Here is a 14,990-nt window from a genome sequence, read left to right as displayed (position 1 = left end):
AACAAAAAAGCAGGTTTGATTACCTGCTTTTGAATCTCCTATTCTTTTTTTGTTTTCGGTTCAGCAACCATGCGATAGCCGCCAAAGTAAATAACGCTGCACCTAGTAAGGTATTCATTGAAAGCATCCCACTTTGTTCAGGTTGTCCTGTGGTTTTCTTCACTTCGGGCTTCTTCTCAATCAAAGGCTTTAATTCAACAGATTGAATCGTTTCCCCGCTGCCGTTCTCAATTCTTAATACTCCGTCCTCATCTACCACTCGATTGCCTTGTAAGTTCGGCTCGGTAAGGTACAGATTATCTCCAGCCTTGAACTTTAGGTTGCCGCTATTGAATTTCTCACCTTTCCTGATTTGAACTGAATGAAAATTAGCAAAGCCGAAATCAAAAAGTTTTGAAGTATCTTCATAAATTTTACGTTTGTATTCTGATTTCAGCAAAATCGCAGTTAATTGCAACTTCCCGTTATCAGCAGTGGTGGCAAGAGTTTGCTTCGATTGGTCCACAAAGCCTGTCTTTCCTCCCGTAACACTTTCATACGGAATTTCACCTTTTAGCATACGATGGTGGGAAAGAATCGTTGTATCCCAAGACTCCCCATCCCACTCCAATTCCTTAGTACCAAAGATTTCCCGAAAATCAGGACTTTTCATTGCATAGTTTAATATCATACCCAGGTCTTTGGCTGTTGTATAATGATTTTCATCAAACAAACCATGTGGATTGACAAAATGAGTATCCTCTACACCAATATTGGTCTCTAGGAACTTATTTATATTTTCAGAGTAACTTTCTAAAGAACCGTCCAGGTGAATGGCAATTGCCAACGCAGCATCATTTCCTGAATTGATTAGCATTCCCTGAACTAACTTCTTCAAAGACACCTGTTCGCCAGGGTTTAAATAAACCCTTGTACCATCGATATTCTCAATTTCCTCACTAACAACGACTTGCTCATCCAAGTCAGCTGTTTCAATAGCATAAATCGCAGTTGCAATCTTTGTCAGGCTCGCAGGATACATCTTTGCTTCTTCATTTTTCCCGAATAGTATGGCACCTGATTGGGTGTCCATCAAAACGGCTGCCTCAGAAGTTAAGACAGGTTCATCCGCCTCTGCTTTAACAAATTCTGCAGAAGAGTTCATACTTACAAACAACAACATAAACAGGGCCAAAAATTTCCTCATCAAACCACATCCAGTGTACTATTCTCTCAAATAATTTTAACAGAATCCTGTCGAAAAATGTTTAGTGTTATTATTTTTTAATCAAACTGGAATAATTAGAAAAGTTTTGTAAAGGTTTAAAAACCTACCCAAACTTGTTATGCCTTAAAAAATCCTTTGGAGGTTAAATAAACCAGTTTATGAAAAACTGATGCGTATTGGTAACCCAAAAACTCTGATTTTTGAAAATTACGGTCCCAATGATGCATTGGCGACCTTAATAGTCAGGTTTTTGAAATCCTGGACACTAATGATACCTTTTGGTGCCTTAAATGCATGATATCAATAAAACAGGTCACCAATAAAGAACATCGGTGACCTAAATATAAATACCTTTTAATACAATTGACTTGGCATAGACAGCCTAGCACGTCCATCGACAGGGTGTACTCAATTCCTCCCGTTAAATACGATATTTTCGAGGTAGGAAATGTATACGTCATCCCGGGCAAGAGCTGCTCCATATTCCCTTTTCACAAATCGTTCGGCTGATTCAAAACTGTCAAAGGGGCCATGGCGCTCTTTACTTTCCTGCTGAACAAAATACCGGGTTCCATCCGTATAGATCAGATACAATTCCCGGTCACGATTTTCATACAAGCATCCATTTTTCGAGCCCTTGAGATTATAGGTATTTTTAAAGGCGTCCGGCTTGATTGGTTCCAGGGGGAATACTTGTTCAATATAGCGGTTGTAAGCTTCCTTATTCATAGAGCATCCAGAAGCTTTGGCGTGTCCGCCCCCGCCAAATTTGCCAGCGACAACAGATACATCTACGTCATCACGGATTGTCCTGAAGCTTATTTTCTTTCCACCCAAGTTCAAAATCGCTATATAATCCAGATGTGGATACTCCTTGCCCAGTTCATTCCCTAATTCCGAGTGATAGGATTCGGCATGAACGATTCCGCCGTATAAACCATCATTTTCAATTTGGATAATTTCTCGTTTTTTCCTCCTAATATATCGTTCGATTTTATCTTCTTCCATTTCGAGGAGCTTTTTTTCAAAATCATCATACTCAAAGGTATCCCCGGATTCGAGACGTGGTACCATCCGTTCTTCGAATTCTTCTATTGATACCATAAAGAATAAGTCATTCAAATTCTTAGCTTTATAATTCTTGAGGATGTCCCAATCCCAGGTATCATATTGCCTGACAAGCTCAACAAACTCATCAAGTGATCCATTTCTAACAAGATGATTTTCCTGTACTAAATAGTCATATACGAGTGATGCCGCGCTTGTCAGTGTCCCGGAGTCATCCTCTACTTTTACCAAACCCCAGCTATATTCATTAAAAATTAATGCTGTTTTATGATGGTCAATCAGCTTTGCCTTTCCCCCATCTTTAACAAACTGATTGATCTTATCAGTGACATCATGATTGACAGATAAATCTGTTATGTAAAGGTAATCTTCCTTTTTCATGCGGTCATTCATTCTCTCGAAATATTTCTCCACCTGGAAGTTGAGTCCAGATACAGAATTATATCGGATATCAGCTTTTTCACCGAACGCGAGCCTGAATAAGATCCCGCAGGCCACCCCATCTAAATCATTATGCGTAAATAAACGGTACATATTTTCCTCCTTGGTTTGTATCTAATCTATAGTTTGTTGTAGCCCTGTTAATCTATACAAGAGAAATTCAAAAAAATAGACAAGTTCAGCAAGGGGACGAGCATAGATATTTAAAGAGGAGAATAAGGAGGTGAAAACATGCATTTCTTTGTGCTTAAAAGAAAAACATTATATTTTTTCGGCCTAATCGTTTTTATTGCCATCATCGGTTCTCTATGGTTTAGCCTAAAGCCTGATGCCACACCGGCAATAGGTGGACAAAATGAACAAATCCGGGAAATCCACATGGTGACAGGCGAGTTCAAATCGACCAAGGATGATGGCAAGGAAATTGAAGCATACCGGTGGGATCCAGGAACAATCTTTGTGGAAAAAGGAGAAAAGGTTCGTTTGAAGATACTGGGAGTCAACGGAAAAGAACATCCTTTCATTATTGAAGGAACCGATATAAAAGGCGTTGTAAAAAAAGGTGAAGAAACCGTCGTCCCATTACAGTTTGATAAAGAAGGAACCTACAGGCTGATTTGTTTGACTCACCCCTCAGGTGAACATAATGGGCCTATGATCGCCTATATCGTTGTTGATTAATCAAGGCTCTTTTCTCAAACTTTGTTGCTATTGAATACAAAAATGGATTGAATAACCTATATTCCATCCTAAGTTTACGCTTCTTATGAAAAAAGAGCATGCAAACTTAATACCGACATGCAAAAAGGGTATATATTACGTTAAAATCAGCTATAGGATTTTAACAACAATTATTACGAAAACAGCCTTAATCTAAAAGGAGAACAGGATATTGCATCCTGTTTTTTCTATTGTTTACTCTTCTGAAATTGACACAAAACATACATAACACTATAAACACGGTACTAAAATTCCTGATAGAATTATATACATAAAGAAATTTATATATAACAGAACTAAAAAATACCCACACAATTATAGAACAGTTTTTTTAAAACCGAATCAAGCTAAAGATTAAAACCTTTATCAATATTGTATTGTTCATAATTTCACAAATATGTCACACTCATTCTGTTATATCCGTAGTATGATAAAAGTGTGGTAACTGTTATATAAACATCTACTTTAGAGGTGAACTTAAATGGAACAATGGAAAGGCTTTAAAAATGGTGCTTGGCAGGAAGATATCAATGTTAGGGACTTCATTCTGAAAAACTTCTCTGAATATACTGGTGATTCCAGCTTCCTTGAAGGTGCAACTAAGGAAACGATCCAATTATGGCAGCAGGTAATGGAATTAACAAAGCAGGAACGTGAAAATGGCGGTGTACTTGATATGGATACTAAAGTAGTATCCACCATTACTTCCCATGGACCTGGCTATCTTGACCAGAATAAAGAAAAAGTTGTAGGCTTCCAGACTGATCAGCCATTTAAACGCTCTATGCAGCCTTTTGGCGGTATTCGTATGGCGAAAGCTGCATGCGAGGCATATGGTTATGAATTGGATAAAGAGGTAGAAAAGATCTTTACTGACTTCCGTAAAACGCATAACCAGGGTGTATTCGATGTTTATACTAAAGAAATGCTCCAGGCTCGTAAAGCCGGAATCATCACTGGCCTGCCGGATGCTTACGGACGCGGCCGCATCATTGGCGACTACCGCCGTGTAGCTCTTTATGGTGTGGACTTCCTGATGGAGCAAAAGAAGAAAGATCATGGAATGACAAGCAGTGTCATGACTGAGGACACGATGCGCCTAAGGGAAGAAATTTCTGAGCAATACCGTTCACTGAATGAATTGAAGCAGCTTGCCCAGAGTTATGGATATGATATTTCCAAGCCAGCATCCAATGCAGTGGAAGCATTCCAATGGGTCTACTTTGCATACCTGGCAGCAATCAAAGAACAGAATGGCGCAGCGATGAGCCTTGGCCGTGTCGCAACATTCCTGGATATTTACATTGAACGTGATCTGCAAAATGGCACACTTACTGAAAAAGAAGCTCAAGAGATTGTCGACCACTTCGTCATGAAGCTACGCCTTGTAAAATTTGCGCGTACTCCTGACTATAACGAGTTATTCAGCGGTGACCCAACATGGGTAACTGAGTCAATCGGCGGTATGGCACACAATGGGCAATCGCTTGTAACGAAGAACTCTTTCCGCTTTCTTCATACACTAGACAATCTCGGACCGGCTCCAGAGCCAAACCTGACAGTGTTATGGTCACCTGCTCTGCCTGAGAACTTCAAGAAGTATTGTGCTGAGATGTCAATCAAAACAAGCTCAATCCAATATGAAAATGACGACTTGATGCGCTGTGAATATGGCGATGACTACGGCATTGCCTGCTGTGTCTCCGCAATGGAAATCGGTAAGCAGATGCAGTTCTTCGGAGCACGCGCCAACCTTGCGAAAGCCTTGCTTTACGCGATCAATGGCGGTGTCGATGAAAAGCTTAAGATTCAAGTTGCTCCAGGCTTCAGCCCTATTACTTCTGAAGTTCTTGACTATAAAGAAGTAATGGGAAAATTCGATAATGTTATGGAATGGCTTGCCGGCCTTTACATCAATACTCTTAATGTCATCCACTACATGCATGATAAATACAGCTACGAAAGAATCGAAATGGCGCTGCATGATACAGAAGTCCTTCGCACAATGGCAACTGGAATTGCAGGCTTAAGCGTAGTAGCGGATTCATTGAGTGCTATCAAGCATGCACAAGTAAAAGTAATACGTGACGAAAACGGCCTTGCCGTTGATTTTGAAACAGAAGGCGACTTCCCTAAATACGGAAACAACGATGACCGTGTTGACAGCATCGCAGTTGAACTTGTGAAAAACTTCATGACTAAGCTGCGCAAACACCCGACATATCGCAATTCTGTTCATACCATGTCAATTTTAACGATTACTTCAAACGTCGTTTATGGTAAAAAGACAGGTAATACACCGGATGGAAGACGCGCTGGCGAACCATTCGCGCCAGGTGCTAACCCAATGCACGGCCGCGATACGAAAGGAACACTCGCTTCCCTGTCATCTGTAGCAAAGCTTCCATACAGCTATGCTCTGGACGGAATTTCAAACACATTCTCCATCGTGCCAAAAGCGCTTGGAAAAGATGAAGACAGCCGTACAAATAACCTTGTTTCCATCCTTGATGGCTATGCGATCAAAGACGGCCATCATTTAAACGTAAACGTATTTAACCGAGAAACGCTGTTAAATGCAATGGAACATCCTGAAGAATATCCGCAGCTGACAATCCGTGTATCTGGATACGCAGTAAACTTCATCAAGCTAACACGTGAACAGCAGATGGATGTTATTAACCGTACTTTCCATGAAACAATGTAATAAAACATTTGTAAAGAAACAGGAGTGCCTTCCCCATGACGGGAACTCCTGTTTTAATGAAAGGAGAAATCATCATGATCGGAAACATTCATTCTATTGAAACCTTTGGAACTGTAGACGGACCCGGGATACGCTATGTCATCTTCACACAGGGGTGCCTGCTGCGCTGCCAGTTTTGCCATAATGCAGACACCTGGGAGATCGGCACGGGCAAGCAGATGTCTGTTTCCGAAATTATTGATGATTTAAAAGCCTATCTGCCTTTTATTGAAGCATCTGGCGGCGGAATCACAGTAAGCGGCGGTGAACCGCTTTTACAGATTCCTTTTATTACTGAACTTTTCAAGGAATGCAAAAAACTCGGAGTGCACACCACTATCGATTCTTCAGGTGGATGTTATTCAACCGCCCCTCTTTTTCAAGAGCAGCTTGGAGAGCTTTTGAATTACACTGACCTAATCCTATTGGATTTAAAGCATATCAATAGGAAAAAACATATCAAATTAACAGGAATGGCCAATGATCACATTTTGGATTTCGCCCGCTTTTTATCTGATCATCAAGTTCCAATTTGGATCCGCCACGTCCTGGTCCCTGGGGTTACAAATGAAATCGAGGATCTCTCCAAATTAGGCGAGTTTATCGGCACTTTGCTGAATGTTCAAAAAGTTGAAGTCTTGCCGTATCATAAACTTGGTGTCTATAAATGGGAAGCATTAGGGCTCGAGTACCCTCTTAAAGATGTTGAACCTCCTTCCGATGATGAAGTAGATAATGCATATAAGCTATTGACAGCCCATATAGCAGTGAATTAACAGCAGGATACTTTTCTGCTGTTTTTCTCTGCATACATTTTTGATATTTTTTTAGTATCATAGTGGTAATAGTTTTTGTGGAGGTTCTTTATGTATCAACTATTTACAGAGATCAGCAATTTCCTGAGCGGACCATTTTTCACCCTGGTGAATCAGTCTGAACAGATTCCCTTATTGGCAAGCTTCCTTTTAGGTCTTGTTGGAGCTCTTGCTCCATGCCAGCTGACAGGAAATCTCGGCGCAATCACCTATTATGGCAACCGAAGTCTGCAGACAAAAAGCCAGTGGATTGAAATTTCCTTTTTCATACTGGGGAAAATATTGGTCTTTACATTGCTGGGCCTTGCCGTCTGGATGGTCGGACAAAGCTTCCAGCAAATCTTGCCGGGCTTCTTTTCCTGGTTCCGCAAACTGATGGGCCCCCTATTCATCCTGATCGGTCTGTCACTTATCGGGGTCTTCGCATTTAATTGGATCAATCGTTTCACTTCAGTTTTGCCACAATGGACCGGCAGCGGAAAAACAGGATCTTTTTTAATGGGGGTAAGCTTTTCAATCGCATTCTGTCCAACGATGTTTTCCTTATTCTTCTTTACACTTATGCCGATTGTCCTGAATACCTCATACGGAGCAATCCTTCCGTCTGTTTTTGCCATTGGAACTTCGATCCCGCTGATTATCTTTGCAGCTATTATTTCCTACATCGGCCTGAATGGGTCTTTGATGAAAAAAGGTCGCAAGCTGGGGTCAGTTGTACAGAAATTAGCAGGATACACTTTAATTATCGTTGGAATTTTTGATACAGTAACCTACTGGGGGTTGTAAATTTGTTTCACTGAAAAGCTTTCCCATTAACGGGACTTTCTTGACAGCTTTGGCCTCTTCTCCTGAAAACCTGTCACAATAACAAGCTTTTCTTGACAGCTTTGCCTCCATATCCTGAAAAGCTGTCACAATAACGACGGTTTCTTGACAGCTTTGCTCCTTAACCTGAAAAGCTGTCACATTAACGGGGCTTTCTTGACAGCTTGACCTCCTTATCCTGAAAAGCTGTCACAATAACGACGGTTTCTTGACAGCTTGACTTACTTATCTTGAAAAGCTGTCTCAATAATAGGCTTTTCTTGACAGCTTTGCCTCCATATCCTGAAAAGCTGTCACAATAACGAGCTTTTCTTGACAGCTTTGCCTCCGTATCCTGAAAAGCTGTCACAATCCATGCAGTTTCATAATAATTACTAAGTCGTTCCGTAGCTATGTTGATTGCGGAACTAGAGTATATGACTGAGCAGTTACCTGTTCAAGAAAAGCAAGCAACCTGTGAAATGCAGTAACTATACCCTTTTCATAACCAAATAACATTCTGATACCAAAAAGCCATGGACGTCCAGTCCACGGCAATTCGTCTTATGCTATATTCATATTTTCCTTGTATCCAGGCTCACAGTTGATGCACACTGCTTCGTCGTAATCATCAGTGTTTACGTCCTCTGGATTGTACTTGATCCCGCATAGTGGGCACTCTACCATTTCTTCTTCATCATATTCTGCTGCATCTGGAATGGAGTCATTGACCTTGAGCTCTCCCGCCCAAACGCCGCTGATAGTAGACATTTCTGTTTTAATATATTCATTCGCTGCTTCTTCTGTTTCCCATACACCATGGTCCCACAGCATTTCGTCAGCGTCACCTGAATTAATCATTAGTCCATATACTATTTTTTTCATGATTTGCCACCCCTTTTCGGATTGGGAAGTTTGTTTTATATACATAGCCACTATTCTAATTTTCGAAACCCCCACTATCTGGAAAATGAAACTTTATAAATTTTATTTCGTATATAATATAGGAATTGCTCAGACTCGATTTTTCAAATATAATTGAGCAATGATTGAAAAGAGGTGATGGCATGCTATTGGAAATTTATGCTCAGTCCGTTGATGCAACAGCGGTTTATAGTGTTTATTTGACTTTGCTTATCAGCATGTCGATGTCCGTCTTCTGGTTATATCGTGACGCCTCTATTATCCATTCATGTTTATTGCGGATCAGACTAAAGCCTTCCGTTTCTGAAACAGCTTTTAAAAACAAAGCTGAACTTGGATTGAGATTTCATCTGCAAATTCTTAAGCGAATAAAAATTAAAATTGATCCGGGTGATGAAGACAGCCATTTTTCTCCTTTAGTTAATAACTATTTGATATAAATTAGGAGGAGAAAAATGAAAAAGCTTTTCACCATGATTATTGTTCTATTTATACCAGCACTATTAACTGGCTGCCAGGCGTTGACAAGCGAGGGATCATTCTTCCAGTCAACATTCATCAATCCTTTCACCTGGCTCATCAAGCTATTCGCCGGCATTACCGGCGAAAGCTACGGTCTGGCGATCATTTTGATTACAGTGCTCATCAGGCTGGTGTTAATGCCCTTAATGCTAAAACAATATAAAAACCAGCAGAACATGAAAGAGAAGATGGAATTCCTGAAGCCTGAGATGGATGAGATTCAGAAGAAGCTGAAAGGGACTAAGGATCCAGCTGAGCAACGAAAATTACAGCAGGAAATGATGGGGCTCTATCAGAAGCATGGAGTAAACCCCCTCTCTGTTGGCTGTCTGCCAATGCTGGTACAGATGCCAATTTTGATGGGTCTTTATTATGCAATTAGCGGCTCTGCCGAAATCGCCAGCCATTCCTTCCTCTGGTTCAACCTGGGACATTCTGATATTTGGATCACGGCAGCTGCCGGGCTGATTTACTACCTGCAGTTTAAGGTCTCGATGTCTAATGTAACCGAGGATCAGAAAAAGCAAATGAAGTTCATGGGGCTGCTGTCACCAATTATGATTGTGATGTTTTCATTAAGTGCTCCGTCTGCCCTTCCACTGTACTGGACAGTTGGCGGGATGTTCCTGATTGTACAAACATTACTGGCAAGAAAGGTCTATGCGCAAAAAGAAGGTCCAATTAAAGTTGAAAACCAAGTTTAATATACTAGTGCCTGGGAACTCGATGCTTCCCAGGCTTTTTTAGTGGAATATTATGGTTGACAGCAAACTTTTCATCAAGTTATACTTTGAATTAATGATATCCGAAGGGAATGGTAAAGAGCCGATGAAATACTAATCTTATTTTCTGCCCGATTTTTCTAATATGAAAAACGCGTTGCCCGAAAATAGGATTAGTCTGCCCTTTTAACCATTCCCAGTCGATTTATAACCTGAAAAAAGCATGTTGCCTTTAGGCATGAACAATGCTTGTTTTGCGGCGTTTGAATCTATTGTGAGTGTATTGCAGAACCTTCCGGGTAACACCTGGGAGGTTTTTTTGATGGATAAAATACACACCTTCATTCAATAGTCACAAAACGAAAGGTGGAATTTTTTATGACAATCATGAAAATAAGAGGTATTCAGAAGAGCTTTAATGAAAAGCAAATATTACAAAATGCGGAAATTGATATAAAACAAGACAGCCGTATTGGACTGGTCGGCAATAACGGCGCCGGTAAGACTACATTAGCCAATATTATATATGGGAGTATTATCCCTGATAAAGGAATAATCGACACTATTAACAGCAGCTTGAACATTGGCTACCTTAAACAATCCACGGAGTTTTCCATACATGACTTGGAGGACTCCTATTCTCTGGCAGAAAACGGCCTCTTTCAGCTTTCAAGTCAATTAGGGCTTAACAAGGAAATTGATTGGGTTGATCCTGTTTGGAGTAAGTTAAGCGGCGGTGAAAAATTGAAAATCTCACTTGCAAGTGTATGGGCAAGCAGGCCAGAACTTCTGATACTCGATGAGCCGACAAACCACCTGGACTTGCAAGGTGTAGAGTGGCTGATCGATGAATTGAAATCTTTCAAAGGTGCCGTGATCATCATTTCTCATGATCGATATTTCCTCGACCGCGCCGTGACAGAAATCATCGAAATAGAGGATGGCTCTACTAACTCGTTCAAGGGTAATTACTCTTCTTACCGCGAGGAAAAAGAAAGACAGTATGAAATTCAGCTTCATCAATACGAAATACAGCAAAAACATAAACAACAAATTGAACAGCAAATGGCCAACCTTAAGAACTGGTCGGAAAAAGCCCATAGGGATTCAACGAAACAGGGTTCCGCCTCTGAAAGACGACAAATCGGCTTCAAGGAATACCATCGTGTGAAAGCAAAGAAGATGGATAATCAAATAAAGTCGAAGATGAAACGGCTGAATCAGGAGCTTGAAAAGAATGAAGTCAAACCGCCCAAGGAAGAAACTAAGGTCCGTTTCGAGTTTCAGCATAGCCGTAAAAAAGGGAAACGCATTTTAGAAGCCAGAGAGCTCTCAAAATCCTTCGGCAGCCGCTGTTTATTTGAAAAGAGCCATTTTTATATGAACCATGGAGAAAGAATGGCATTGTTAGGTAAAAACGGCAGTGGAAAAACAACCCTGATTAAAATATTGCTCGGTGAAGAAACAGCTACTTCTGGTGAGGTTTGGGTCAGCGAAACAATGAGGATTGGATACCTCAGCCAGGATGTATCAGACCTCCCTTCCAAAAAAACAGCGCTGGAGTATACAGGACTTACAGACAGAGAATCGATCGGCAGAGCGAGGACGATTTTTGCCAATATTGGACTCCCGGAAGAAAAGCTTACGGTTCCAATCAGCCACCTAAGCCTTGGCGAGAGAACGAGAGTAAAGCTCGTGATGATGCTCTTCAGTGAAATCGATTTGCTGATTCTAGACGAACCGACCAATCATCTCGACTTGGCTAGCAGGGAAAGTCTCGAAAAAACTTTATTGGATTTCCAGGGTTCGATAATGGTAGTCTCACATGATGTTTATTTTCTAGAGAAAATCAGTGATAAACTTTTAATGATCGATAATGTAAAAGTTAGCAGGAAAGAAGTTGGCATGAAAGAGTTTAACAACCAAAATGCTTCACCAAATTTAGGGAGCAAGGAAAGAGAAGATCAATTGATGGTCCTCCAAAATGAAATCAACGCCATAATCGGCAGACTGTCTTTCATGGCCAAGGGTGAGACCGGTTATGAGGAACTCGACAAGGACCTTACCGAGCTATTGAGAGAGAAAAGAGACTTAGAATAATCTTTAAGCAAAGAAACAACACCAGCAATGGTGTTGTTTCCTTACTCATAATAATCTGCCAATAAAAAGTCCTGCAGCTGCACTGAAGAGACCTCCAATATATGTACTAATTACATATACCAACACAGTTTTGTTGTCTTTGTTGATGATTAGCTTGACCAAGTCAACATTCAGTGTGGAAAAAGTGGTGAATGCCCCCATGAAGCCTGTGGCTGCAAAAAGATATAAATTCCCCTGGATTCCTTGACCAACTATCCACCCGAGTAAAAAGGACCCAAGGATGTTCACAGTGAGTGTAGCGACAGGCAGAACCGAGTGGGGCATTAACTTCTGGACACCGAACCTTGAAAGAGCTCCGGTCAATCCACCTAAAGCAACCAATACAAACCCAATCATTTACCCGGCCCCCTGACAGAACCAGCGCCCAGCTTATAGCCTGCTGCTGCATGGAGCAGCCCGCCAATAGCACTGAGAAGCACATAGAATATTGCCATCCCTATACTACCGTTCTCTATCATTACCAGCGTTTCAAGGCTGAAGGTCGAAAATGTTGTGAATGATCCTGTTAGACCCGTACCAATTGTTGCCGACAGTACCGGATTCAGTTTCCTTCTTGCTATGATGCGGGCTGTGAACCACCCCAGGAACAAAGAGCCTGCATAATTGGCAATTAATGTCCCCATGGGAAATCCATTATTTAAAAAATCGCTTGTACTAATACTGACTAAGTACCGCAAGAGGCTGCCTAACATTCCCCCAAGCCCTACTCCTAGATATACCAATGAAATAACCTTCCTTTTGCATTGCTATTTTCGATTCAATTTATCTTGTAGTCCTGTTTTAATCTGTGGCCACTCTTCTTTAATAATGCTAAAGACAACGGTGTCCCTGATATAACCGTCAGCAATCATTCGATGTTTGCGCAACACCCCTTCTCTTTGGGCACCGAGACGGGCAATAGCATTTTGCGAGCGTACATTCCGGGAATCTGTACAAAATTGCACTCTGTTTACTTCCATTTTCTCAAAAGCATATTGGAGCAAGAGCAATTTCGTCTCTGTATTCACACCCGTTCTCCAGTAAACAGGACTGTACCATGTCCAGCCAATTTCAAGTGATTTATGCGCTTTTGAAATATCAAGATATCTCGAGCTGCCAACTATTTTATCCGTTTGCTTATCAAGAACGATAAATGGGATCTGTGTTCCTTTCTCTCTCTCAACCATTGCTGCTTCAATAACTTTTTTCATGTCTTCTTTGCTACTGACCTTCGAAGATGTAAATTCCCATATAGACTGGTTTTGCCCAGCTTCCCACAAACCATCAAGATGACTGGTTTCCATCGGCACCAGCATTACTGTATTACCTTCCAGCGTGATTTTCTTAACCATCTTCCCAACTCCCATTTGGCCGTATATTCCTTTATCATACCACTGGGGAAGATAGTCTGGGAATTCCTTCATTTAAAAAGGGCACCCCCAAACAAAAGGCTGCCCGGTCACCCGGGCAGCCTGCGAACTTAATTTACCTCTTCAAAATATTCTTTGTAATAACCGCCAACCTTGCCGGAATTATCAACAATGAAATAAAATTCCTCGGTTTCGTTTTTCACTTCATATACCTTTCCAGTTGTCAGCTTGTTATTTACAATGTATTTTTTTGCATCTGTGTGAACGCACTTCAGATTCTTAATCGTTTCGCGTTCGTGCCAGTTCGTGTGGATCATCTTCTGCACTTCCTTTATATGAGTTTCATACTCTATAGTATAAAGAAAAGATGATACAATAGGCAATAGTTAGCTGGCATTGGCTTCCTCGCCGGCTATTTTCAAACTACGGACTTCGGATTTATCAAAAGTCATTGTTTCGCCAGTAATTACATTTTTCAAAGTTATATAACAAACATCACAGATTACATCTTTACGAATATATTGTAAAAAAGAAAAACGTTCATTTTTGTAAATCAGTTCATAAAAACCCGTTTTAGTAAAACCATTCATGTTAACCCCTCTTTCCAGGATGTTTTCATCTTGGTGTTTGGCTGTGTCTTTCTATACCACAATCAAGACTTGTATTAAACATCCCGGAATAAAAGGGAATTTTTCCCTATAAGCTGTTAATTGGAGCAATTAACTCTTTTCCCTCATTTTTGGCCGAATTAATTTCGGTGGAAACTGGGTAAGCTTCCATCGCGTCGGCATCGAATGGAACCAAAAGCTGTTTAAGTTTTTGAGGTTGGGCAATCGAACTGTCGAGCCAAAGATTAAGCTTGTCTTCCGGAAGAATCACTGGCATTCTGTCATGAATTTTTTCGGTGACCTCATTTGGACCAGTAGTGATAATCGTGCAGGAAGTAATCTCCTTCCCATCCTTATTCCAATTTTCCCAAAGCCCAGCTAATGCAAAAGGCTTTTTATTTTTCATACCAAATCGGTATGGCTGTTTTTGTTTGCCATCTTTTTTCCATTCGTAAAATCCATCAGTAAGGATCAGGCAGCGTCTTTGTTTAAGCGCATGCTTGAAACTCGCTTTTTCATCAACTGTCTCCGCGCGAGCATTGATCATTCTGTAACCGATTTTCTCGTCATCCGCCCAGAAAGGAATCAATCCCCACCTCATTCTTGTCCCTATCCTGCCTTCTCCATTATCAATCACCGTCAAAATGTCCTGTCCAGGAGCTATATTGTACCTGGCATCAAGATCACCCTGGAAGTCGAACTGAAATTGTTCCTTCAACGAACCTATATCCTCAAATAATGAAAACCTTCCACACATTTTCTTTCCTCCAACCGATGTTTTTTACTATAATTCCCGTCCTTTTCTGGAAGTAACATCTTCTGTCAGAACAAAAAGCGCAAGCGCCTTGTTTAGCCCCGACAAGCGCTGGAGGGCCGACCAGTGAAGTCGTTCTTTGACTTCATT

General features: G+C 40.9%; 16 protein-coding genes. 7 read left to right on the top strand and 9 right to left on the bottom strand.

Going from position 1 to position 14,990, the window contains the following annotated elements; genetic code table 11:
* Positions 1-19: 19 nt before the first annotated feature.
* Together ACH0QE_RS01400 and ACH0QE_RS01395 are read right to left on the bottom strand one after the other, a co-directional pair.
* On the bottom strand, positions 20-1,186 hold the full coding sequence (locus ACH0QE_RS01400; RefSeq protein WP_415798960.1) for a D-alanyl-D-alanine carboxypeptidase family protein: 1,167 nt from the start codon (positions 1,184-1,186) through the stop codon (positions 20-22).
* Positions 1,187-1,615: 429 nt separating this feature from the next.
* Positions 1,616-2,809, bottom strand: coding sequence for a DHH family phosphoesterase (locus ACH0QE_RS01395; protein ID WP_415798959.1), 1,194 nt, complete (start codon positions 2,807-2,809; stop codon positions 1,616-1,618).
* A 138-nt stretch (positions 2,810-2,947) separates the two neighbouring features.
* Between ACH0QE_RS01395 and ACH0QE_RS01390 the strand changes: the two genes are divergently transcribed.
* The 4 genes from ACH0QE_RS01390 (at position 2,948) to ACH0QE_RS01375 (ending at position 7,783) form a co-directional block, all read left to right on the top strand.
* On the top strand, positions 2,948-3,397 hold the full coding sequence (locus ACH0QE_RS01390) for a cupredoxin domain-containing protein (protein WP_415798958.1): 450 nt from the start codon (positions 2,948-2,950) through the stop codon (positions 3,395-3,397).
* A 520-nt stretch (positions 3,398-3,917) separates the two neighbouring features.
* Positions 3,918-6,143, top strand: coding sequence for a formate C-acetyltransferase (pflB, locus tag ACH0QE_RS01385; RefSeq protein ID WP_415798957.1), 2,226 nt, complete (start codon positions 3,918-3,920; stop codon positions 6,141-6,143).
* Positions 6,144-6,217: 74 nt separating this feature from the next.
* A complete protein-coding gene (pflA, locus tag ACH0QE_RS01380; RefSeq protein WP_415798979.1) occupies positions 6,218-6,958 on the top strand; it encodes a pyruvate formate-lyase-activating protein in 741 nt (246 codons plus the stop codon).
* Between the two features lie 90 nt (positions 6,959-7,048).
* Complete coding sequence (locus tag ACH0QE_RS01375) at positions 7,049-7,783, top strand: sulfite exporter TauE/SafE family protein (RefSeq protein ID WP_415798956.1); 735 nt, start codon at positions 7,049-7,051, stop codon at positions 7,781-7,783.
* A gap of 582 nt (positions 7,784-8,365) precedes the next feature.
* On the opposite strand, the gene ACH0QE_RS01370 is transcribed toward ACH0QE_RS01375, so the two are convergent.
* Positions 8,366-8,686 carry a hypothetical protein gene (locus ACH0QE_RS01370; RefSeq protein WP_415798955.1) on the bottom strand — a complete coding sequence of 107 codons (321 nt, stop codon included), beginning with the start codon at positions 8,684-8,686 and terminating at the stop codon, positions 8,366-8,368.
* Between the two features lie 182 nt (positions 8,687-8,868).
* On the opposite strand from ACH0QE_RS01370, the gene ACH0QE_RS01365 reads away from it, so the two are divergent.
* From ACH0QE_RS01365 to abc-f, 3 genes are all read left to right on the top strand, one after another.
* Complete coding sequence (locus ACH0QE_RS01365) at positions 8,869-9,165, top strand: hypothetical protein (RefSeq protein WP_415798954.1); 297 nt, start codon at positions 8,869-8,871, stop codon at positions 9,163-9,165.
* 15 nt (positions 9,166-9,180) lie between these two features.
* Positions 9,181-9,951 (top strand): membrane protein insertase YidC, encoded by a 771-nt coding sequence (gene yidC, locus ACH0QE_RS01360; protein ID WP_415798953.1) that lies wholly within the window; start codon positions 9,181-9,183, stop codon positions 9,949-9,951.
* A 396-nt stretch (positions 9,952-10,347) separates the two neighbouring features.
* Positions 10,348-12,069 (top strand): ribosomal protection-like ABC-F family protein, encoded by a 1,722-nt coding sequence (gene abc-f, locus ACH0QE_RS01355; RefSeq protein WP_415798952.1) that lies wholly within the window; start codon positions 10,348-10,350, stop codon positions 12,067-12,069.
* 45 nt (positions 12,070-12,114) lie between these two features.
* On the opposite strand, the gene ACH0QE_RS01350 is transcribed toward abc-f, so the two are convergent.
* From ACH0QE_RS01350 to ACH0QE_RS01325, 6 genes are all read right to left on the bottom strand, one after another.
* Complete coding sequence (locus ACH0QE_RS01350) at positions 12,115-12,465, bottom strand: fluoride efflux transporter FluC (RefSeq protein ID WP_415798951.1); 351 nt, start codon at positions 12,463-12,465, stop codon at positions 12,115-12,117.
* Complete coding sequence (gene crcB / locus ACH0QE_RS01345) at positions 12,462-12,851, bottom strand: fluoride efflux transporter CrcB (protein WP_415798950.1); 390 nt, start codon at positions 12,849-12,851, stop codon at positions 12,462-12,464. Before crcB ends, ACH0QE_RS01350 begins: the two co-directional genes overlap by 4 nt.
* Positions 12,852-12,875: 24 nt before the next feature.
* Complete coding sequence (locus ACH0QE_RS01340; protein ID WP_415798949.1) at positions 12,876-13,532, bottom strand: GNAT family N-acetyltransferase; 657 nt, start codon at positions 13,530-13,532, stop codon at positions 12,876-12,878.
* Between the two features lie 56 nt (positions 13,533-13,588).
* A complete protein-coding gene (locus ACH0QE_RS01335; protein ID WP_415798948.1) occupies positions 13,589-13,795 on the bottom strand; it encodes a DUF6501 family protein in 207 nt (68 codons plus the stop codon).
* A 69-nt stretch (positions 13,796-13,864) separates the two neighbouring features.
* A complete protein-coding gene (locus tag ACH0QE_RS01330; protein ID WP_415798947.1) occupies positions 13,865-14,068 on the bottom strand; it encodes a hypothetical protein in 204 nt (67 codons plus the stop codon).
* Positions 14,069-14,174: 106 nt separating this feature from the next.
* Entirely contained in the window at positions 14,175-14,843 is a 669-nt protein-coding gene (locus ACH0QE_RS01325; protein WP_415798946.1) for an SOS response-associated peptidase, read from the bottom strand.
* Between the last annotated feature and the right edge of the window lie 147 nt (positions 14,844-14,990).

Source organism: Mesobacillus sp. (assembly GCF_047739415.1).
Lineage (GTDB): Bacteria > Bacillota > Bacilli > Bacillales > Cytobacillaceae > Mesobacillus.
Note: the sequence above shows the minus strand (reverse complement) of the source record. Positions and strands in the feature narration are given on the sequence as shown.